At 41.8% G+C, this 22,854-nt stretch carries 20 protein-coding genes; 19 read left to right on the top strand and 1 reads right to left on the bottom strand.

The window, feature by feature from the left end; all coding sequences use genetic code 11:
- Positions 1-71: 71 nt before the first annotated feature.
- The 13 genes from BMY75_RS17930 to BMY75_RS05355 all read left to right on the top strand — a co-directional run bounded on the left by BMY75_RS17930 (position 72) and on the right by BMY75_RS05355 (position 10,725).
- Positions 72-746 (top strand): sensor histidine kinase, encoded by a 675-nt coding sequence (locus BMY75_RS17930; RefSeq protein ID WP_207646261.1) that lies wholly within the window; start codon positions 72-74, stop codon positions 744-746.
- 260 nt (positions 747-1,006) lie between these two features.
- Positions 1,007-2,263, top strand: coding sequence for a radical SAM protein (locus tag BMY75_RS05385; RefSeq protein ID WP_074830818.1), 1,257 nt, complete (start codon positions 1,007-1,009; stop codon positions 2,261-2,263).
- Positions 2,263-3,264 (top strand): radical SAM/SPASM domain-containing protein, encoded by a 1,002-nt coding sequence (locus BMY75_RS05380; RefSeq protein WP_074830816.1) that lies wholly within the window; start codon positions 2,263-2,265, stop codon positions 3,262-3,264. The genes BMY75_RS05385 and BMY75_RS05380 overlap by 1 nt, the downstream gene beginning before the upstream one ends.
- A gap of 47 nt (positions 3,265-3,311) precedes the next feature.
- A complete protein-coding gene (locus tag BMY75_RS17925) occupies positions 3,312-3,488 on the top strand; it encodes a hypothetical protein (RefSeq protein WP_170844257.1) in 177 nt (58 codons plus the stop codon).
- 81 nt (positions 3,489-3,569) lie between these two features.
- A complete protein-coding gene (locus tag BMY75_RS17920) occupies positions 3,570-3,746 on the top strand; it encodes a hypothetical protein (protein ID WP_170844256.1) in 177 nt (58 codons plus the stop codon).
- A gap of 127 nt (positions 3,747-3,873) precedes the next feature.
- On the top strand, positions 3,874-4,050 hold the full coding sequence (locus BMY75_RS17915; protein ID WP_170844255.1) for a hypothetical protein: 177 nt from the start codon (positions 3,874-3,876) through the stop codon (positions 4,048-4,050).
- A gap of 213 nt (positions 4,051-4,263) precedes the next feature.
- Complete coding sequence (locus tag BMY75_RS17910) at positions 4,264-4,434, top strand: hypothetical protein (protein WP_170844254.1); 171 nt, start codon at positions 4,264-4,266, stop codon at positions 4,432-4,434.
- 28 nt (positions 4,435-4,462) lie between these two features.
- Positions 4,463-4,642, top strand: coding sequence for a hypothetical protein (locus BMY75_RS05375; RefSeq protein ID WP_074830814.1), 180 nt, complete (start codon positions 4,463-4,465; stop codon positions 4,640-4,642).
- Positions 4,643-4,685: 43 nt separating this feature from the next.
- A complete protein-coding gene (locus BMY75_RS17905; protein ID WP_170844253.1) occupies positions 4,686-4,853 on the top strand; it encodes a hypothetical protein in 168 nt (55 codons plus the stop codon).
- Between the two features lie 32 nt (positions 4,854-4,885).
- Complete coding sequence (locus tag BMY75_RS05370; RefSeq protein WP_074830812.1) at positions 4,886-5,875, top strand: S8 family serine peptidase; 990 nt, start codon at positions 4,886-4,888, stop codon at positions 5,873-5,875.
- On the top strand, positions 5,868-7,487 hold the full coding sequence (locus tag BMY75_RS05365) for an ABC transporter ATP-binding protein (protein WP_074830810.1): 1,620 nt from the start codon (positions 5,868-5,870) through the stop codon (positions 7,485-7,487). Before BMY75_RS05370 ends, BMY75_RS05365 begins: the two co-directional genes overlap by 8 nt.
- A gap of 118 nt (positions 7,488-7,605) precedes the next feature.
- Positions 7,606-8,265, top strand: coding sequence for an ABC transporter ATP-binding protein (locus tag BMY75_RS05360; RefSeq protein ID WP_024858006.1), 660 nt, complete (start codon positions 7,606-7,608; stop codon positions 8,263-8,265).
- On the top strand, positions 8,266-10,725 hold the full coding sequence (locus BMY75_RS05355) for an ABC transporter permease (RefSeq protein ID WP_074830808.1): 2,460 nt from the start codon (positions 8,266-8,268) through the stop codon (positions 10,723-10,725).
- Positions 10,726-10,872: 147 nt separating this feature from the next.
- On the opposite strand, the gene BMY75_RS05350 is transcribed toward BMY75_RS05355, so the two are convergent.
- Positions 10,873-11,817: a flavodoxin family protein gene (locus tag BMY75_RS05350; RefSeq protein WP_074830806.1), complete on the bottom strand. Its 945-nt coding sequence runs from the start codon at positions 11,815-11,817 to the stop codon at positions 10,873-10,875.
- Between the two features lie 242 nt (positions 11,818-12,059).
- On the opposite strand from BMY75_RS05350, the gene BMY75_RS05345 reads away from it, so the two are divergent.
- The 6 genes from BMY75_RS05345 to BMY75_RS05315 all read left to right on the top strand — a co-directional run bounded on the left by BMY75_RS05345 (position 12,060) and on the right by BMY75_RS05315 (position 22,705).
- A complete protein-coding gene (locus BMY75_RS05345) occupies positions 12,060-12,674 on the top strand; it encodes a fibronectin type III domain-containing protein (protein ID WP_074830804.1) in 615 nt (204 codons plus the stop codon).
- A 394-nt stretch (positions 12,675-13,068) separates the two neighbouring features.
- Complete coding sequence (locus tag BMY75_RS05340) at positions 13,069-14,724, top strand: carbohydrate binding domain-containing protein (RefSeq protein WP_074830801.1); 1,656 nt, start codon at positions 13,069-13,071, stop codon at positions 14,722-14,724.
- Between the two features lie 364 nt (positions 14,725-15,088).
- Positions 15,089-16,132, top strand: coding sequence for a peptidoglycan DD-metalloendopeptidase family protein (locus tag BMY75_RS17460; RefSeq protein ID WP_081350451.1), 1,044 nt, complete (start codon positions 15,089-15,091; stop codon positions 16,130-16,132).
- A gap of 398 nt (positions 16,133-16,530) precedes the next feature.
- Positions 16,531-18,714, top strand: coding sequence for a BspA family leucine-rich repeat surface protein (locus tag BMY75_RS05325; protein ID WP_074830798.1), 2,184 nt, complete (start codon positions 16,531-16,533; stop codon positions 18,712-18,714).
- A gap of 299 nt (positions 18,715-19,013) precedes the next feature.
- Positions 19,014-20,966 (top strand): BspA family leucine-rich repeat surface protein, encoded by a 1,953-nt coding sequence (locus tag BMY75_RS05320; RefSeq protein WP_081350450.1) that lies wholly within the window; start codon positions 19,014-19,016, stop codon positions 20,964-20,966.
- A gap of 200 nt (positions 20,967-21,166) precedes the next feature.
- The gene (locus tag BMY75_RS05315) at positions 21,167-22,705 is read left to right on the top strand and encodes a BspA family leucine-rich repeat surface protein (RefSeq protein WP_074830792.1); all 1,539 of its coding nucleotides are present in this window, start codon (positions 21,167-21,169) and stop codon (positions 22,703-22,705) included.
- Positions 22,706-22,854: the final 149 nt, after the last annotated feature.

The raw sequence follows: 22,854 nt of genomic DNA, 5'->3' as shown, positions 1-22,854 counted from the left end.
TTTTTTGTTATCTTAGGATATTTGTTATCCCGATCTGTATACTATCATTCTTTATCATAACAATGCTTATAATGAACAGTATGTCCAAATTCTACTATAAAAGGTCTGCCGAACTTCTGGATAAACAGCTGGATATGCAGGCTAGGTATTATGAAAAGATCGATGAGATGACTACTGATATCAGGAAGTTCAGGCACGATTACAAAAATCATATGCATTGTCTGAAGTCATTGCTGGGCAATCAGAAGGTAGATGACGCACTGAAATATCTGGATTCCATATCCAGCAATCCGACGATGAACAAAACATCTTTCAAAAGCGGCAATACCATCGCTGATGCAATACTCAATGATAAGGCAGCTATAGCAGCGCAGGAGAATTTCAGGCTGAATTTCTCGGGCGTGATCTCGGAAAATGTATCGGCATTCGATATATGCACCATACTTTCAAATGCACTGGATAATTCCCTGGAAGCCTGCCGCAGGTTAAAGCAGGGCGAAGAAAGATACATAGATGTAAACTGTGTGCTTAAAAATGATATGCAGATGATATGTATATCAAATCCGTCAGATACCGAAAATCCCGATCTGAAAACTTCAAAGGAAAACAAGAATGAGCATGGATTCGGTCTTTATAATATAAGGAAGACCGTTGACGCACTGGATGGAACGGTGAATATCTCGCAGACCTCACCTGTGTTCGTTCTTGATGTAATGTTCAGGATAAAAATGCCGGAAACGGCGTGAAATCAATAATTTTACAGCAAACAGCAGTATGCAGAAGTACTGCTGTTTTTTTATTTTTCGACCCAAATTACCATTCACAAAAAAAAACGGGGGCTTTACAAGAGATTTGTTGTTTTATCCTGTATGATACGCTATACTATGACTGTACCAAGACGAAGGGAGGTAAACAAAATGTGGGAACGCATTTGGGGCAAGGGTGGCGGTCACTAATAACCGATAACATGAAACAATGTAAATTATAATTAATGGAGCTTTTAAATATGAGGAAATTTACTAAGAACCTGCTGTTCCTGCAGAATAGGGAACAGGTAATAGTCGGTAACAAATGCGAATGCACTTTTCTGAAAATGAGCAGAGAGTGCTATGATATACTCAATGGCTTTGTTAACAAAGGTATAGGAAAGCATGAGTATGAAAACATCTTTGAAGATAAAGACGACAAGGAGTATTTCAGCGAGCTTCATGACAAGCTGGTGGAGAAAAAGATACTTGTTGATGAGAACGACAAGGAACTCCTTACAGATTTTGATATACAGTGGGAGGTAACGAACCAGTGCAATCTGCACTGCAAGCACTGCATAGCAGATGCGGTTACCACCAAGACGCTGATAGCTGACAGAGATGAGATCTATGCTATAGCCGATAAGATACTCGGTGTTAAGCCAAGACTGATAACTGTCACGGGCGGTGAGCCCATGGTACTGCCGTTCTTTTTTGAACTCAGCGAATACCTGAGAAAGAATACTGACGGCGAAATGAACCTGATGACCAACGGCACTTACATCAACGAAGAGAACGCAGCGAGGATAAAGGAACTCTATGATGCGGTCTTCATAAGCGTTGACGGTTCGGACGAAAAGTCCTGCAGTGAGATAAGAGGCGCGGGAGTTTTCGCAAAGGTAATGAATGCCATCAGGTGCCTGAAGGCGGTGGGAGTTAAGAATATTTCCCTCTCCTTCGTACTTACAGCACAGAACAGAGAGCATGAAAAGCCTTTCCTGAAGCTGTGCAAAGAGCTGGAAGTCAGCCCCATGGTCAGGACCTTCTCTCCGGTAGGAAGAGGCAAGGATCATAAGGACTGGTACATTCAGGACGAATCGGTTGAGGACAACGATCCTGTTGATCCCGAGTTTGTCAAGAAGACCAGAGAGAACCAGCCTTACATCGAGTTTGGTGCCTGCGGCGGACGCTACGGTTCCTTTACAGTGAATTCCAAGGGAAATATGTTCCTGTGCGCACCTTATGAATGTTCCGAGAAACCTATCGGAAATATCCTTGAGGTAGATGATATAAGAAAGTATTTCTACGAAGAGGAATTCAGAAAAACAGAAAGCTATCTGAACTTTGAGAAGAAAATGCCCGAAAACTTTAAGAGATGTAAGGAGTGCAGCGTAAAGTACTTCTGCTGGCATTGTCCTTTCCTGTTCGAGCAGTCGCTGAAAAACGAGAAGTCGTTTGATAACTACTGCAAGCTCAGGAAAAAAGAGATCGGCTTTTCGCTTTGGGGTGAGATCTGATGCACGTTGTATTTTGGACTACGAATGACTGCAACCTGAACTGCAGCTACTGCTACAACAGGATAGGCAATAATATAAAGAAAGAATATATGACAAAAGAGATCGCAGATGCAGCGATAGATATGCTGACAAAACTGGATTGCTGGGAAACTGCAGATGAGATCGCAGTACAGTTCCACGGCGGTGAACCTCTGATGAACTGCGATATAATAGAGTATATCATGGAGCGTTTTGAAGCTCTGGTGCCTGCATCAAAGCTATACTACGGTATGACTACCAACGGTACGCTCTATGACGAAAGAAGAAAAAAGATAATCAATAAAATAAACGAACTTTCCCTGAGCCTTGACGGCAAGGCGGAGATACATGACCTGAACAGAAAGTTCATAAACGGCAAGGGTTCATTTGAGCAGGTCATGGCAACAGCAAAGGATATCAGCAATAAAAAAGATGTCCGGCTGAGAATGACTGTTACAAGAGATACTATCGGTGATCTTTGCGATACGGTCTGCTATTTCCTGGAGGAGGGTTTCAGACGGATAATACCCGTGCTGGATATGTATGACTCTCACTGGAAGGACGAGGACGAGCCGATAATATTCGAGCAGTTCCGTAAGATAAAAGAGTATATAGAAGAAAAAGAGTATGGAGATGCCGTTATCTCGTACGTTACCGAGTCGGAATTTGTCCGCAAGGCTAAATGTACGGGCGGTGTGGAAAGCTTCCACTTCCTGCCTGACGGCAGTATCTACCCGTGTTCGCTTACTGTCGGTGACAAAGACTGGTATCTGGGCAACGTGAGCACAGGGCTTGACAAAGCTAAGGTAGAGGAGCTCCAGATGATAAATAACAAGGAAACATCAAGCTGCAGCGGCTGTGAGATGTATCACTACTGCGCAAGCTCAAGATGTAAACTTATAAATAAAAAGATAACAGGCGATTATTATACTGCCAGCAGTATAGCTTGTTTATGCAGCAGACTTGAATACGAGTTTGCTTAACAACTGATATTTATACGCCGAAGCAGTCGATTTAGGAGGATTTAATTATGGAAATCAAGAAGATCGACAATAAGGTAAAGCTCAACGACCAGAATGTTAAGGCTGAGAGAGACGAGTACGCTTGTCACCACGACTGCATCGAGTACTACTATTCCGGAAGCACAGGCGCTAAGGGTTGCCGCAGAGGAAGCACTGTGACCGCTAAGACAACCCGCGCTTGGTAATTTTAGATCTTTTGAATACAAAATCATAAGAAAACTATACGCACTAATACATTTTACATTTAAATTAGGAGGATTTTTACTATGGAAATCAAGAAGATCAATGACAAGGTTAAGCTGAACGAAGAGAACGTAAAGGCAGAGAGAGACGAGTACGCTTGCCACCACGACTGCATCGAGTACTACTATTCCGGAAGCACAGGCGCTAAGGGCTGCACCAGAAGAAGCACTATAACCGCTAAGACGACCCGCGCTTGGTAATCTTAGATCTTTGAATACAGAATCATAAGAATACTATTCTAAAAATTCATAAGAATAATATACGTACCAATACGATCTACTACTAGTATCAAACAGGTAATAATATAAAAAACAGGAGGATTTTACCATGGAAATCAAAAAGATCAATGACAAGATTAAGCTGAACGAAGAGAATGTAAAGGCAGAGAGAGACGAGTACGCTTGCCACCACGACTGCATCGAGTACTACTATACCGGCAGCACAGGTGCTAAGGGATGCCGCAGAGGAAGCACTGTTTCAGCTAAGACAACACGTGCTTGGTAATAAGCAGTCTGACTTAATGATGCGATAATATCGTATTATAGCAGCAACAAGGTTACACTACAGTTTTACTACTCTGACACAGCAATGAAGTAATAACAACATAATCAGAATTCACAAACCGAAAAACAACAATTTAAACAAGACTGCTTCGGTGTATTAAATATAAATATGGTTGCAAACCAATACCCAATTTTATGATAAGGAGATGTTTTTATGAAGGTACAGAAGGTAACCGAGAAGATCAAGCTCGGGCAGGAAAATGTAAAGGCTGAAAGCAAAGACTGTCTGCATGACTGTGCAGAGCTGCAGTATATCGGCAAAACTTCGACCAAGGGCTGCACTAAACGTACAGTATATACAGCAAAATACACTAATTTGTTTTAATGCTGAACAGTGAAACGGAGAAAATATCATGGTGATCAAGAAGATCAAAGACAAGATAAAGCTAAGGGAAACGGTCAAGGCTGAAAGAATGGACCTTCAGGCTGATTTTATGCAGGACTGTGCTGAACAGACTTATGCGGGCTATACCGCCAGGACAGGCTGCAGAAGAAGAATGAATTACAGCGCAAAGCTGTATTCAAGACTGTAAACCTAACACAATTATCAGATAATCTCTACAGGAGGGAAAAAGCATGAACATAAAGAAGCTTCTGAACAAAGTGTTCGTTAAAGAGAATGTCAAGGCAGAAGGCATCTTTTCGGATTTCAACTATGATTATGTCGGATTTGATTCTTGCAATAAGACAAACAAGATCAATCATAGTAAAAAGATCACAGGGAAAAATACCAAGAAAATTTGATTTGAGATTAAATAAGGATCCGGTGTATCAATATGAGAAAAGTTAAAGTTGCGATCATTGACAGCGGGATCGACTACAACATAGTTAATGACGATGTCAGAAACTGCATAAAGACCGGATATTTAGTTCATGATGATGAAGCCAATACTGTTCAGGAGGTGTCACCTTCCAAACTGTCTGATTTCAACGGGCATGGTACGGTATGCGCTTCCATAGTAAACAGGATAGCACCGGAAGCGGAAATAATTCCTGTTTGTATACTGGGTCAGAACGGCCGATGCACTCCGGGCAAACTGGTAGCTGCGCTGGAACTGGCCAAACGGCTCGATGTCCAGATCATCAATATGAGTCTCAGCTCAAATGATCTATTTATACGGCATAAACTGAAAAAGCTGACAAAGGAGCTTGAAGCGCAGGGAAAGATCTGTGTAGCTTCAAAGTCCAATGACAGGCATATAAGTTTTCCGGCAGATTTTAAAAACGTTATAGGTGTTGTAGGCAGAATCGACGTTTTTAACGATGGTTTTGAATACGACAGTCAGAAGAAGATACAGGTAACAGCCAGCGGCGCTACGGAACTTATGGAATTCCATATGCCCGGTGCGAACTTCTTCAGAGGCAACAGCAGAGCGGCAGCGATATTCTCGGGCGTTCTTGCAGATGCTTACGCAAAAGGAAAGTTCAACACAAAGGCAGAGGCGGAAGAGTACATGAGATCTGAGTCCTGGTGCAATGAAAAGTTTTACAGGTCTCCCGAAGACGATGTGAGCGATGAAAAGATCGTTGACAGGATACTGGGTATGGTCAAGAAGATGATATCCGAAGAGAAGATACGTGTGAAGCTTGTATCTGATCTTGAACTGGAGTATACCAATTCTACCATCTATGATTATTACAAGATAATCTATATGCTCGAAAATGAATTTTCGTGCAGAATATTCGGCAAAGTCCCTGTTTACAGGGTATATTTTCAGAAAGTAAATTATCTCGGCAAACTGGTAAAGGAAGCACTCAATGAATAATGAAATAAGGAAACTGCTCAGGATATGGAAACTTGACAGAATGAAGAAAGGTGTTTTCTTTACCCTGATGCTGATCTCGGTGTTCTTATCGATAGCCGTGCCAATGGTATTCGTTGACTTCGTAGATGTGGTCACGAAAGCGGCATCGATAAGCTCACTGATAAAATTGATAACGATCTATTTTATACTTAACATTACGCAGATGTTCGTTGAATTCGCATTTGATTACTATTCATCTGTAAAGGAATTCGAGTTCGCACAGCATCTGAAACTGACAGCGCTGGACAGACTTTTCAAGAAGGACGGAAAGTTCTTTGCAAATGAAAAGACAGGCGATCTGATGACGGTAGTAAATGATGATGCGGCAAAGCTGGCATCGTTCATATACAAGGCGTACAAGGTGATCGTTTCACTGGTCCAGGCGATAGGCATAATGGGCGTTATGTTCTATTATGATGTGAAACTCACGCTGCTGCTGATAGTTATGATACCCATAACACTTGCGGCACAGCAGAAGTTCGGTAATAAGCTCAGGTATCTGGCGCTTGAAAACAGAAGAGATTACGGAGAGCAGAATGCTCTGACAGAGGAGTTCATATCCAATGCACCTGCAATGATAACATACGGTTTCCGCAGGAGCTTTCTTAACAAGTATGAACTGGCAGCAGATGTGCTGAAAAGGAGCTTCAAAAAGCTCACACTTACAAATGGTTTTTCAAATCAGGCGATAGATATGATATCTACCATCAGCCTGATAGCGATAACTGCATTCGGCGGTTATCAGGTCTTTCAAAAGCAGATCTCGATGGGTGTTATGGTAATATTCCTGCAGTACTGCACAAGGTTCATTGCACCGTTTGAGAACCTTGTATTCATGAAAGTAAGCTTAAATATGGTCGTTCCTTCGCTTAACAATGTAGATGAAGTTCTGGGCGGAGAAATGGGCGCAGATGATTCGGAAGGCAAGCAGATAGTTGAGATCGACAATATCAAGATCGAAAATCTGACATTCGGATACACCCGCGGAAAGAACATTCTTAACGGGCTGGATCTGGATTTTGAGAAGAACAAAAAATATTTGATTTGCGGAAAAAGCGGTGCAGGCAAGACTACTATATTCAATCTGATACTTGGATTGTGGCGGGCATCGTCGGGTAATATCTATATCAACGACGATGAGATAGGCGATATAGATCTGGAGTCCTTCAGGGACAGGATCTCGCTGGTGTCGCAGAAAACATTCTTCCTGCATGATACGATATACAATAATCTTACTAACGGAAGAGATATCCCCGAGGAAAAGGTATGGGAGGCACTCCGGTGCGTTGAGCTTGACGATTTTGTCAGGGGCATGGAAAACGGACTGCATACCATGCTGGGTGATGACGGTATGACTATGTCGGGCGGACAGCGTCAGAGACTGGCGATAGCCCGTTCGATGCTGAAAAGATCAGATGTGGTCATATTCGATGAGCCGACTTCGGCACTGGATAAGAATACCGAGAAGATAATTGCACGTTCTATAATGGGTATAAAGGATAAAATAATAATCATCGTATCCCACAGCAATTGTTTTTCGGATCAGGTGGATCAGATATACAAGATTGGATAATATTCGATTTACGTGCGTAAATACGCTGTTATTTGGTTGACTTTATCAATAGTATGTGCTATGATATATAATGTCTGCCATGACATGATACAATATATGATAAGGAACGGTGATAGTAATGGTAATTCAAACTCACGATCTGTGTAAGTATTACGGTGACGAAAGCAACCTGGTGAAGGCTCTGGATAAGGTGAACCTGAGCGTTGACAAGGGTGAGCTCATAGGCATAATCGGCAAGTCCGGCAGCGGTAAGTCAACGCTGCTGAATATGCTGGGAGCCCTTGATCATCCCACAGGAGGAAGCATCGTTATCGGAGGAGAGGATATCTCCAAAATGAACGATGAGCAGCTGACAAAGATGCGCCGCTCAAAGATCGGCTTCATTTTTCAGAACTATAATCTGATACCCGTACTGAATGTATACGAAAACATAGTTCTTCCCATACAGCTTGACGGAAAGAAGCCAAATAACAAGTATATCGACACTATACTCGATGCGCTGGAGATCTCACACAAGAAAAATTCTCTGCCTTCCTCCATGTCGGGCGGACAGCAGCAGAGAGTTGCCATAGCAAGAGCCCTGGCAAACAAGCCTGAGATAGTTCTGGCAGATGAGCCTACGGGAAATCTTGATGAAGCTATGGGTGCAGAGGTAGTGGATATGCTCAAATTCATGAATAAGGAGTTTGACCAGACTATCATCGTTGTAACTCACGATCAGGAAGTTGCATCTCAGATGAAGAGAGTAATTAGAGTTGTTGACGGGAGAGTGCAGTAAATGATTAGAAAACTAGCATTCAGATCACTTCTTGCGGAGAAGTTCAGATGTGTCTGTACGATAATCGCAATGATACTGACAGCACTTCTGTTCTCCACATTGTTCACCACGGCAGCGGGACTGAACAGTGCCAATGATTACTACGAATTCAAAAAGCTCGGCACAACAGCACACGTTGTTGTCAAGGAATGGGATAAAGATTTTAATAAGGTAGATGCCATAAGAGAAAACGTGAATGTTGATAAAGTCGGCTGCCGCAGATTCTTTGGCTATGCTGTAAATTCTGAACTGAACTATAATGTTGAGATAAGCTTTATGGACGAGGCTGAATCAAGCCTTGATTTTTACACCCCTACAGGCGGTAAAATGCCGGCTGAGGTAAACGAGGTCGCGATGGATACAACCACCATGGCGGCTCTCGGTATACCTCAGAAAGTTGGTGCACCTGTTGATATCGACATGGAAGTTAACGGCGAGACCGTTACCGAAAGTTTTGTACTGGCGGGCTGGTTCGATATCAACAAGGCTTACCCCGTAAAGGTAGGTCAGATAATGACATCGGAAAAGTACGGCGATGTCTGGGACGGCAAATTTGAAAGCGGCACTGTTTACGGAAAGTGCGACATAGCAATACTGCTGAAGGACGCATATGATATCGAGGGTCAGACCGAGGAGATCTTCAATGAAGCAGGTCTTGAGTTTTCTCAGGATATGATCTCGGTAAACCCCGGTTATAATGTAAGCAGTGAGGCGATGTCATCTGAGACATTGATGACACTGGTAGTCGGTATACTTGTTATCGTTCTTATCTGTTACCTTATCATCAACAATATTTTCTATATTTCAGCCAGAAAAGATGCAAAGCAGTTCGGCAGACTGAAAACCATCGGTATGTCCAACAAGCATCTGGCTGCTTTTGTAAGATTCCAGGCTTTCATAATGCTCAGTGTAGCGATCCCTCTCGGAATAGTCGGAGGATACTTCATGGGACGGCTTATCCTGCCTGCTATCCTGAGACAGACGGCTTATGATTCTGTAGCAGATGATACAGTTATTTCAGGCGGAACTATAGCCCTGATACTTGCAGCGGCAGCATTGTTCGTTGTAATAACTACACTGATAAGCATAAACGGTCCTATAAGAATGATAAAGAAGCTTTCGCCGATCGAATCATCAAGGATCGAGCTTAAAGGCTACAAGAGCACCAGAAAGTCCAATGACGGAAGTAAGGCCCATAAGTTTGCAAGATATAATATCCTTCGCAACAAGAAGAGTCTTGCGATGCTGCTGGTCAGCATATCTCTTCCTATCCTGCTGGTCATAGTATCTTATGATGCTTTCAGCAGTTTCGATATGGATAAGTACCTGTCTACAATGCTGGTGACCGATTATACTTTTGCAACATCAGATTATTACAAGAATGATTATGTCGATACCGATAATAACGTCAGGGCACTTGACAGGCAAATAGTTGATGAGATCCAGAACAGCGGATTTGTTGAGGACGGCTCGATCGTGTACGGTGATATCGCCAACGATTATGCAAGCGTTAAGGAGATAAATCTCCCCGAGGGTGAGGAATACGTACTTGACCTTTACGGAACAAAAGAATTTGCCCTTGATGAGTCACTTATCATTGAGGATAATATTGACATGGAAGCATTCAATAACGGTACAGGCATCGTTGAGGGCTGCTGGCTGACTTCAGATGGTGATATATACCCCGGTACAAGCCAGTTTGCGACCGGCGATACTGTAACGATCACAAGCAATGACGGAACGGAGCGAAGCTACACTGTACTTGGTCATATAAATGTGGCGCTCGGTGCATTGAAGACAGGCATAACAAGAGGTTCATTTGCCTGCGAGCTTTATATGAATCCTGAACAGTACGAAAGCATAACAGGCAACCGGAACATAATGTCCTACGAATTCAACGTAAAGAAAGGCATGGAAAAGGATGCGGAAAAATTCATCAAGAGCATGACTGCGGCTGACAACTCTTTAAATTATCAGTCTAAATATTCTCTTGCCGATGATTTTGCCTCAATGAAGCTTCTGGTAAAACTGATATGCACTCTGCTGTGCGTAGTGCTTACATTTATTGCGATAATGAACCTTATCAATGTGTTCGTATCAAGTATAATGGTAAGAGAAAAGGAGATAGCTACACTGAAGAGCATAGGCATGACAAGAGGTCAGCTGAGAAAGATGCTCCTCTGGGAGATATTCTACTACAATGGTATAGCATTTGTAATAGCTGCTGTGCTTTCGCTGATATTCTCGCCTACAGTATTAAAAAGCATATTCAACGAATTCCCGTTCCTGACATTCCGTGTGAACTGGACTTCGTATCCTGCGATAATACTGGTTATAATGTTCGTTGGTATCATGACTGTGCTTTTGGTTGAGAAAAAGGTATCAAAAATGAATATCCCCGAAGAATTAAAGACCGCATAACATATTCTACCCCCTATACTGTATAAACCTCCGAAGCAGTGAATGACAGAAAGTACACCGCTTCGGAGGTTTTCATTTTTCAGGAATCCGACATGATAAAACGCCCTGTACGTATCTATCGTACAGGACGTTTTCGATATTCCGCGGTCAGATGCCGGGGAACTGTATTTTCTTGTATTTTTCCAGCTTTTCAGCAACGGTGGCACGCTTCTGGGGATCCATGAAGAATCCGCCCTGGGTATCTGCGATCTCGTCACAGTGAACGCCGCGTCCCTCCTCAGAGGTACGGTCGCGCTCCAGACCGTTTGCTGCGATAACGAACTTCCACTTGCCGTCATCGGTCTTGACCAGATCACCGCCTGCGCCGCATACTGCGCACTCGATAGGATACTGGAGACCTTTCCACTGGGGTTCACCCAGACACAGGCAGTTGCTGTGGCAGTTGGGGCACCAGCCTGCATCAGGCTCGCCCAGCCACTTGCGCTCTGCGGCAGGGGTGTTCAGTGACTTCATGATATTTGCACCGATCTCTCTTGCGCGGGCAAGCTTTTCCTCGTGCAGAAGTACCTGTGCGGGAGCGGGCACCATTGTTGCCATGTACATATCAATGATCTTGAAGCTGTTGGAGAAAGTAGATGCCTGCATACACTCCAGAGCCATAGACTGCCATGAACGAGTGGAACCGCCCACTGCGATCAGTGCGCCGATACGGTCGCGGGGCTTGATAGCGCCTATCTTGGTCAGGAATGCGGTCTCATAAGCGAGGTTGCGGTGCATAAATTTCAAAAACAGTGAAGACGGCATCAGTGCATAGGTAGGTGCCGAGAAAATAACAGCATCCTGATCCAGCAGTACTTCCATGATCTTCTTCTTGTCGTCCTTGTTATCAAGAGAACAGCCTGTATGCTTGCCCATCGACATACCCATTGTACATGATGTGCAGCCTGTGCAGTCCAGCAGGTCGTAGTCCTTGAGGTTGATCATCGAAACTTCTGCGCCCTGTTCCTGACAGACAAGCAGTGCTTCCTTGGTCAGGATCTCGCAGTTGCTGTCCTTGCGTCCTGCGGTTACGCCCATTACTTTAAAAGCCATAGTTTACTCCTTTATTAATAGTTTTCCGGTTGTGCAGATCTTTCTGTCTGCGGTAGTTATAGTATACAGCAGCTCTCAGCAAATGTCAAGAGGTCACGGCAGTAGCTGCACTGATTTATAACATTATAGTAATTATTTAAACGTATTGATAAAATCATTGGAAGACGTTATAATTCAATCACATTAAAGTCTTTTACCGAGCGCGTACTGTGGTCGGCAAACTTTTAATATGGAGGTATCATATGAAAAAACAGATCTGTAAAAAAGTTATGGCGGGAGGCCTTGCCTTTATGATGTTTTTCGGGGGACTTTCCGTGCTGCCGGCTGCTAATATTTTCAAGATCAATGCCATAAATGCAGAAGCGGCAAAAGAGCCTTATGAGTATATGAAGCTTGATTATACACCGCCAACCATCACCTACAAAAAGGGCGAGGGCTGTGTAAAGCTTGAATGGAACGAGATAGAGGGTGCAGAACGCTACGGCGTTGCACTTTATATGGAAGATATGGGTGGTATCTGGATGATCATAACTATGAAGACCAAACCTTCCTTCGTGCTGAACAGGCTGACTCCCGGTAAAAAGTACCGTGTTGCTGTTTATTCGATGTTCGATAGCGAATGGATTCTGGATACTTCCAACGCCATCACCGTTACTCCAAATCCCCCACACGGCTATCCCGAAGTTACTTCGATAGAATACAATGAGAAGTACCATCAGTTCAGACTCAACTGGAAAAAAGTCGAAAAGGCTGAACAGTACGGCATAGCAGTAAAGATAGCGGGCAAGTGGAAAGTTCAGGCATACACCGATACCACCAACATAAACAGCCGTGCTTTTACAGTCACCGTTAAATAACGGATAATATAACAAATTAAGCAGAAGGATCGGGTGTTGCGTTTGCAGCACCCGATTTTCGTCATATCCTGGGGCTGCTGTGGTGAGAGATATAGTCACAGGAGAACGCCTTTCTTCTGTAAAGTATATTAAAAATTTAACTTGCATTCATGTTAAAAAATTAAACTTGACAAAAAGCAATTCTTATGTTATAATATTTAACAATGATATATGCATAGCTCGACGGTTAATGGTAAAATTTGGTGTAAAATACTATAAAGCCGCAGATTCGGCAGCTGGTGTGCTGCAAGCCTGCACTATATCAGAACAGGAAGATCAGTTCAAAACAGAATGATCGTTTCTGTAAGGTGGTGTTATACTAAAGTATTACTAAATCAGATTGGAGGAATTTGAAATGTCAAAATCAAAAATGATAGGAAAGAAATTCTTATCAGTACTGTCATCAACAGCGATGGCAGCGTCATGTCTGGCTCTTGTTCCTGCAGCTCCTGCGCTTACTGTTGAAGCGGCTGATACAAGCAGCTACATTTTCTATGATACTTTTGAGAGCGGAACAGATAACTGGTCTGCAAGAGGCAGCTGTACAGCAGCTACAAGCACATCTGCAAAGTATATGGGCTCCAGATCGCTGAGCCTTTCGGGAAGAAGCGCTGCATGGAACGGCGGACAGAAATCGCTCAGTTCAAGCACTTTCGTACCAGGCAACAGCTACGCTTTCAGCGCCTGCTTCACAAACATTACGGGTTCTGACCCTACCGAGTTCAAGCTCACACTTCAGTATAACCTGAACGGCACTGCAAACTATGACAAGATCGCTCAGGCGGCAGCAAACCGCGGCGAGTTCGTTCAGCTCTACAATGCTAATTATACTATCCCCTCAGGCGCAGAAGACCTTGTTCTTGTTGTTGAGACCACAGAGGAGACCTGCGATTTCTATGTCGATGAGATCATTGCTGCCCCCGCAGGAACAAAGATCGACGGACCCAAGTCTAATGCAGTTATCCCAAGAGGTGCAAGAAGAGGTGACATTGACCTTGACGGCAGTATCACTGTATTTGACCTTATCGAACTCAAGAGAGGCATGAGCAGAGGTATCGACAACGAAACTGCAAAGAAGAATGCTGATATCGACCAGAGCGGCGCTATAGATGATAAGGACGTAAGCGCTCTCGAATCCTTTATTAAGGGTGAGATAACAGAGTTCCCTGTGGCTGAACCCGAGAAGAAGCCCTACAATTACAACGGATATCTTCAGTATAAAGAAGCTCCCGGCTACTATTTCAGACAGCCTTCAAATCACGGTACGGTTGTAAAGGAATACTACAACGGCATCAACGGCAACAACGTGATGAACGTTTATCTGCCTTACGGCTATGACAAGTCGAAGAAATACAATGTCTTCTATCTGATGCACGGCGGCGGAGAAAATGAGAACACCTGCTTCAACGATACTTCCATCGAGATCGACCTTATGCTGGATAATATGATCGCAAACGGCGATATCGAACCCATGATCGTTGTAACTCCTAACTTCAACAAGGCTCCCAGTGCTGATGGCGTATGGGATGAAATGCGCAGAAGCATAATACCTTTTGTTGAAGGCAAGTATTCGACTTATGCAAACGGCAATACCAGCATCGACAGCCTGAGAGCTTCCAGATACCACCGTGCATACGGCGGATTCTCAATGGGCGGCGGTTCAACATGGGCAAACTTCAATAACAACCTGGATATCATCGCATACTTCATGCCTCTGTCAGGTCACTGCTGGGACGGTGCAGGAAAAGTACTGAGTGCGGCAAGAAATTCAGGATTCAAGCAGAATGAGTATTTTGTTCTTGCGGCAACAGGTACCAAGGATATCGCATACGGCAACATGGTTCCAATGATAAACGAACTGAAGAAGAACACAGATGTATTTACTTACACAAGTGACTTCTCAAAGGGTAATCTGTACTTCCTCGAAGCTCCCAACAATACTCACTGGTGGGGTTATGTAAGACACTACATCTATGATGCACTGCCTTACTTCTTCCATGAAGGACAGTAAAAAGTCCAGTGATCTGAACCGATCTGCAAAAAACGTACAATGACAAAAGAGACCTCCTGTGGTTTGAAAGAGACCACAGGAGGTTTTTATATTGAAAATACCCGTCAATTTATGATTTTTTTATGAAGAATATACCATTCACTCCGATTTACTGACAGTTCATTCCGATTCGATTGCTGACTATGACCTTGTGTGCTATACTGCAAGTACAGTCAAACAACGAAATGAAAAAACAAAATTCAGTAACGGCTGCGCAGCCAATTCGGACGATAAGTTCGATCAGAAAAAGTAAAAAAATCTGAATTCTGTCAACGGCATTTCGGTCTGAATCAAAGTAATTTAAAATCGAAAGGAATTAAACAAAATGAAAAACACAACATTTACAAGCGCAAAGAAGAAGGTCATCACAACTCTGACAGCAGCAAGCTGCATTCTCTCGGTATCCGCTCCTGCACTGGGCAGCACCGCGATCGGCAATGCGATCTTTGGCAATTCGATCGTAGCAAGCGCAGCAAGTGCAGGGACAGTTGTTGATGCAAAGAACGGCAACGCAGATCTGGTACCCGGAAGATTCTACAAATCTCCTAATCAGAATTATGTACTCGTGTTCCAGGGCGACGGAAATCTGGTTGTATATCACTACAACAAGTCAACCGGTAAGGCATACTCACCTACATGGAGCTCTCAGACCGAGAACAGAGGCGGTACAAAGTGCGTTCTTCAGGGCGACGGTAACTTTGTTATCTATAGAAAAGACGGAAAGGCTATCTGGAATACCAGAACCAACGGCAAAAAGGGTGCATATCTTACATTCAGCGATGATGGCGAGATAAGAGTGGTTTCCAGAAATGCTAATTATGCTACCACATGGTCAAGCAGAAATAACCACGGTTACGCTATCGAGGTCGCTGACAGACCGTTTATCTGGCCTGTTCCTGATTGCAAGGCGATTTCCTCAGCATTCAATGACGGCAGAAATCATGGTGCGATCGATATTGCGGCAGCGTCAGGTACATCTGTTAAAGCAGCTGCAGGAGGAACTGTACAGACCTATTACGGCTATAACGGCGGTGCTGGTAATTACGTTGTGATCACTCATAATATTAACGGAGCAACTTACCTGACTGTTTATATGCATTTAAGCAGCATCACTGTTGCCAACGGTGCAACCGTTTCCGCGGGAACAGAAATCGGTAAAGTTGGAAGCACCGGCAACAGCACCGGTCCTCACCTCGATTTTTCGATCCGTGAAGGCAGTTACTATGGTACAAGACTTGATCCCGGCTACTACACCAACCTTCCCGCCGGTCTTTACAACTGCACAAACTGTGCGAATTACGTAAACGAGATCAATGCAAACAGGAATAAATCATATACACTGTCCTCGCACACACATTCTAATTATTAATTTCGGTCACACACATACAGTGCAGCAGAAGAAAATCTATCTTTAAAACAAATACTAAATGCCCCGAAGCGACAAAATACTTCGGGGCATTACTTTTATATCCTGTAAAACTCAGCAACTTTATGTTTTAAGTATGGTGTTTGTTTTTTTGATTCTCTTATACATTATCGGATACGATCATGCATGAAAAATCTAACTGATTCAAGCAATTGTGATTATTCCATATCTTCACTCGCTGTAATAAATATACAATAATAATTTTTTATATTATTGACAATTGACAAATAATTAAGCGAGTATGTCAAAAATATTGACAGTAGAATTTGCGCGTGTTATAATATATTATATTTTATTGATATAATATTATATCAAACTTTATTGGTCGGGAGGGCATAATTATGCAGATGAAAAAAATTTTAGCAGTAGTGATGTCGCTTTGTATGACAGCAGGAGTTGTAAGCTATGGTGCGCCTGTTATCACACAGACTATCACAGCACAGGCAGAAGCTGCTGCTGAGGCAGATTGTTATTCTTTTAATCAAACAACAGGATTGCTGACTCTCAAAGGCGAGATAGACCGTGGCGCTTTACGGACTTTTAACACTAAATATGGTAAACAGGTAACATCTGTTATAGCTGAAGCCGGCACAGTTTTTCCGGAAGACAGTTCTGAGCTGTTGAGGGGTTATTACAATTGTACTTCTATGGACATTTCAAATGTTGATACAAGCAATGTTACAAATATGGACGCTATGTTCAATTGCTGTTATAACCTGACCTCACTTGATGTTAGTTCATTTGATACAAGCAACGTAACAGATATGAGCTATATGTTCTCTTATTGCGAAAAACTTAAAATACTCGATGTAAGTAACTTTGATACAAGCAATGTTACTGATATGTATGGTATGTTCCGTGGCTGTTATGACCTGACCTCACTTGATGTAAGTAACTTTGATACGAGCAATGTCACGAATATGCCAGTTATGTTCGGTGAATGTTATTCATTAAAATCGCTTAATGTCAGCGGTTTTAATACAAGCAATGTTACAGATATGGGTGCAATGTTCTATGACTGTAAAAAGCTGGAAACACTTGATTTAAGTGGATTTGATACAAGCAGTGTTACATTTATGTCTGGTATGTTCCAAGGCTGTTATGATCTGACCTCACTTGATATAAGCAGTTTTGATACAAGTAAAGTCACCGTCATGGGCGATATGTTCAGCGATTGTACCAGCCTGACAACTCTTGATCTGAGCAACTTTGATATAAGCAATGTTAAAGATACGTATGATATGTTTTCCTCTTGTGATAATCTTAAAACACTTATCCTCGGTACATATTGTGAAGGTATATTAAAAAAAGCCCATCTCCCCAATGGCGATGGCTGGGTAAACGCTAAAGAACCCAAAACTATAATCAGCGGTGACGGTGAATATGCAGTCATCGAAAACAAAGGTAAGAATACCTACAAGCGCTTACCTTTCAAGATTACTTACCCCACAAACATCAATGTTGAATACAGTGAGAAATACCGTCAGGTGAGATTTACATGGGATAAGGTAGAAGGTGCTGACAAATACGGCATAGCTGTATATCTTGCAGGCAAGTGGAAAGTTCAGGCACAGAACATAACTGATACAGTCTACACTTCTCCCAAGAATCTCACAACCGGCATTACCTATAAAGTAGCTATCGCCGCAAGAGTAAACGGAAAATGGGACACTGCAAACGCTATCAATAATGCTGTGACCTGTACCATAGGCTCCTATGTTAAACCTGACAGAGAGGTCATATATGGTTCGGACTTATATGTTATTGCCGATGAGATCACTATGTATCTCGGACCAGATACAAGCTACGGTAAAGTTACAACGATCCCCGGAAGAACTTACCTTAAGGAACTCGGCGATATGAAAAATAACAATAACTGGGCATTTACAAAGTATAATGGACAGTACGGCTGGGTGCAGATCGTGAATGAATCGGGCGAAAAACAGATCCGAATTTCATATTCATATCCTATAGTTGCTAAGCCAGTTATCTACCTCTATCCCGAAAATGAGACAGACGTCCATGTTGAGGTCGAGCTGACCGAAGCAGATCTTGCCACTACCTATCCTAAGTATAACAACGGCTGGGATGTAGTCGCTAAGCCAGACGGATCACTTGTGAACAAGGCTGACGGCTCTCATCACAGATACCTGTTCTGGGACGCTGTAAACTGCCGTACAGAATTTGATTTTTCAAAGGGATTCTGTGTAGCGGGCAGTGATACCGAGAATTTCCTCAAAGAAAAACTCAGCTATATGGGTCTGACCGAAGATGAGATGAATGAGTTCATCGTATATTGGCTACCCAAAATGGAGCATAACAAGTATAATCTCATTTCCTTCCAGAGTGATAAATATACAGATTCCGCAAAGCTTAACATCACCCCTGAACCCGACAGTATGCTGCGCGTATTCATGACATATACATCTCTTGAAGATGCTGTGGACATTGAACCGCAGGAGCTTTCCACATTTGAAAGAAAAGGCTTCACAGTTGTTGAATGGGGCGGTTCCGAAGTAAAATAAGAGAGTAAATAATAGAGTTTTTTCAGGGCTGTGTCAGCCGTGTGAGAGATCATAATCTCATGCGGCTGTTCACAGTCCATGTTTTTTATTTCGGTACTTCGTGAGATTAATGATTATGCCCCTATTTTTTATTCGCAGTCAAATTATACATTAATATGGTCTTCTAATATGAATAAGCAACGAATGATTAAGAAAATATATCAAAATTATTGACATTGATAATTATCTGTGCTATCATATCTTGGGAAATATTGATATATATTACCATTTTCAACATGATAATTCAGGAGGTCATTAAAATGCAGGTAAAAAAATATTTAGCAGTAATAATGTCACTATGTATGGTAGCAGGTGTTGTCAGCTATGGTGCACCTATCATCACACAAAGTATAACAGCAGAGGCAGCAGAGGCTGATGCAAGCTGTTATTCATTCGATGAAACAACAGGTGTACTTACATTAAAAGGCAATGTTGATGGTGATTTGTTAAGGGGATTCAGCAATAGTTTTAAGCGAAAGGTAAAATCCATTGTAGCTGAAAAAGGAACGGTTTTCCCCGAAGACAGCAGCAGGTTGTTATATCATTATTCTAATTGTACTTCTATCGACCTTTCAAATGCAGATACAAGCAGGGTCACAAATATGAGTGGTATATTTAGTTACTGTTCTTATTTGACAGAACTAGACATAAGCAGCTTTGATACAAGCAAAGTTACAAATATGAGTGAAATGTTCATTAGCTGTTATAATTTATCTGCAATTGATGTTAGTGGATTTGATACAAGCAAAGTTACAGATATGAGTGAAATGTTCAGTGGCTGTAATAATTTGTCTGCAATTGATGTTAGTGGATTTGATACGAGCAATGTCACTAATATGAGTTATATGTTCAATTGTTGTACGAGTTTTACTACACTTGATATTAAAGGATTTGATACTTGCAAAGTCACTGATATGAGTGGAATGTTTTTAGGTTGCTCCAATCTTACAACAATTGATGTAAGTGGATTTGATACGAGCAATGTCACTAATATGAGTAGTATGTTCAATAATTGTGTGAATTTTACTACACTTGATATTACGGGATTTGATACTAGCAAAGTCACTGATATGAGTAAAATGTTCTGGGCTTGCTCTAATCTTACAGCAATTGATGTAAGTGGATTTGATACTGGCAAAGTTACAGATATGAGTGAAATGTTCAGTGACTGTAATAATTTGTCTGCAGTTGATGTTAGTGGATTTGATACGAGCAATGTCATTAAGATGAGTTCTATGTTCTATAATTGTTTGAGTTTTACTACACTTGATATTAAGGGGTTTGATACAAGCAAAGTTACAGATATTAGTGGAATGTTCAATGGCTGTAATAATTTGTCTACAATTGATGTTAGTGGATTTAACACAAGCAAAGTTAAACATATGACTGCATTGTTTCAGGGCTGTTCCGGATTGACAACACTTGATGTAAGCAACTTTGATACAAGCAATGTAATGTATATGACTGCTATGTTCGAGGGTTGTTCTAAACTTAGAACGCTTGATTTAAGCAATTTTGATACAAGAAACCTCGTTGCTGTTGAATTGATGTTCAAAGACTGTACTAACCTGACCTCATTAAATCTGAGTGGATGGGTCACAAGCAATGTTGAGGATTCTTTGGGCGCAACAGCTATGACGGGTATGTTCTGGGGCTGTACCAGCCTTACTGAACTTGATCTGAGTAGTTTTGATACAAGCAATATCAAAGGTTATGGTATGGGTTATACCTTTGCTGATTGTATTAATTTGAGAACAATTACTCTCGGTGAAAATTTCAAAAACATAAAAGATACCGTCAAACTCCCCAACGGTGAAGGCTGGGTAAATACTAATGATCCCAGAACTGTTATAAGCGGTAACGGAGAATTTGCGGTTATCAAAAACAACGGCAAGAACACCTACAAGCGCTTACCTATCTATGAAGAAACAAAGATCACATACCCCACAAACATCAAAGTCGAATACAGTGAAAAATATCATCAGGTAAGATTTACATGGGATAAAGTAGAGGGTGCTGACAGGTACGGCATAGCAGTATATCTGGCAGGCAAGTGGAGAGTACAGGCACAGAACATCACCGGTACTACATACACTTCTCCCAAGAACCTTACTCCCGGAAAGTCCTACAGAGTCGCTATCGCTGCAAGAGTAAACGGCAAGTGGGATACTGCAAATGCTATCAAGCATTCAGGTGTTGTTACTATAAAGTGATAAACTTAAACTGATATGATTTGATATATGCAAAACGGATAGACCGTCTTTATATGGCGGCTATCCGTTTTTATATGGATGCTCTATAGATGATTAAGAAAATATGTCTGAAATATTGACAAAAATATTATTGAGTGCTATAATATATATCTGTGGAAATTTATAATATGCAATGTAATATATTTAGGAGGGCATAATTTATGCAGATAAAAAAAGTTTTAGCAGTAGTAATGTCACTTTGTATGGCGGCAGGCGCAGTAAGCTATGGTGCGCCGGTCATCTCACAGAGTATAACAGCACAGGCAGCTGATGCCGAGTCAGATTGCTGCACTCTTGATGAGAAAACAGGTGTGCTTACGCTCAGGGGTCAGGTCAACGCTTCAGATGTAAGTAAATATGGCAATACTAAGAAGGTAAAATCTGTTATAGCCGAAGAGAGAACGGTTTTCCCCGAAGACTGCGGCGGTCTGTTTAAAGAATTTAAAGTTTGTACTTATATGGATCTATCGAAAGTAGATACAAGTAATGTTACAAATATGAACAGTATGTTCGACTTTTGTACCGAATTGGAACACCTTGATATCAGCGGTTTCGATACTAGCAAAGTTACGAATATGTGTGGTATGTTCTCGCAGTGTACTAATCTTACATCTCTTGACGTAAGTGGATTTGATACAAGTAACGTTACGAATATGGCTGCTATGTTCCGTTGGTGTTGTAATGTGAAATCACTTGATGTAAGTGGATTTGATACAAGTAATGTCACAGACATGGGCGGCATGTTTTCGACCTGCAGAGAATTGAAATCACTTGATGTGACAGGATTTGATACAAGAAAGGTTACGAAAATGTACGATATGTTCTTAGCTTGTATCGGATTAACATCACTTGATGTAAGCAGTTTTGATACAAGCAATGTCGATAACATGTCACAAATGTTCAGCGCATGTAATGGTCTGACCAAGCTTGATGTGAGCGGATTTGATACAAGTAATGTCGAGGATATGGGTAATATGTTCTGTAATTGTCCAGCTTTAACTTCACTTGATCTGAGTAATTTTGATACAAGAAATGTTGATAATATGCATAGCATGTTCGGTAAATGTTCCGGTTTGACCGAGCTTGATCTTAGCGTTTTTGATACAAGCAAAGTTAAAAATATGGACTTTATGTTCTCCGGCTGTTCAGGTCTGAAAACACTTGATCTGAGTAATTTCGACACAAGCAATGTTTACGTAGGCAACTTTAGCTTCAGCAGAATGACATCTATGTTTGATAGTTGTTCTGAACTGAACACCATTATTCTTGGTGAGAAGTATGCCATCATTCCTGCAGTAGCTAAACTCCCCAAGGGTGATGGATGGGTAAACACAAAATCTCCTTCAACCATTATCAGCGGTGACGAAAAGTTTGCCTCTATCGTAAACGAAGGCAAGAACACCTACAAGCAGTATGCAGCGATTACATATCCTACAAACATAAAAGTCGCATACAGTGAAAAATATCACCAGGTAAGATTTACATGGGATAAGGTAGATGGCGCTGACAGATATGGTATAGCTGTATATCTGGCAGGAAAGTGGAGAATACAGACACAGAACATTACCGACACTACCTACACTTCACCCAAGAACCTTACTCCCGGTAAGACCTATAAAGTAGCTATCGCTGCAAGAGTGAATGGCAAATGGGATACAAAAAACGCTATCAAAAATGCTGTTACTGTTACTATAAAGTAATTGACCGAAATTGCTTCAATTAATAAATGCAAAACGGATAGACCGTCTTTATATGGCGGCTATCCGTTTTTATTTGCAGTCAAAATATAACATTAATATATTTTATGGCTATCCCGCTGACACACCTGACTTAACAGCGAACGAAGGAA

The organism is Hominimerdicola alba (assembly GCF_900109655.1).
Classification (GTDB): Bacteria; Bacillota; Clostridia; order Oscillospirales; family Ruminococcaceae; genus Hominimerdicola; species Hominimerdicola alba_B.
The sequence above is the reverse complement of the archived record's forward strand: the minus strand, read 5'-3'. Positions and strand labels throughout refer to the sequence as shown.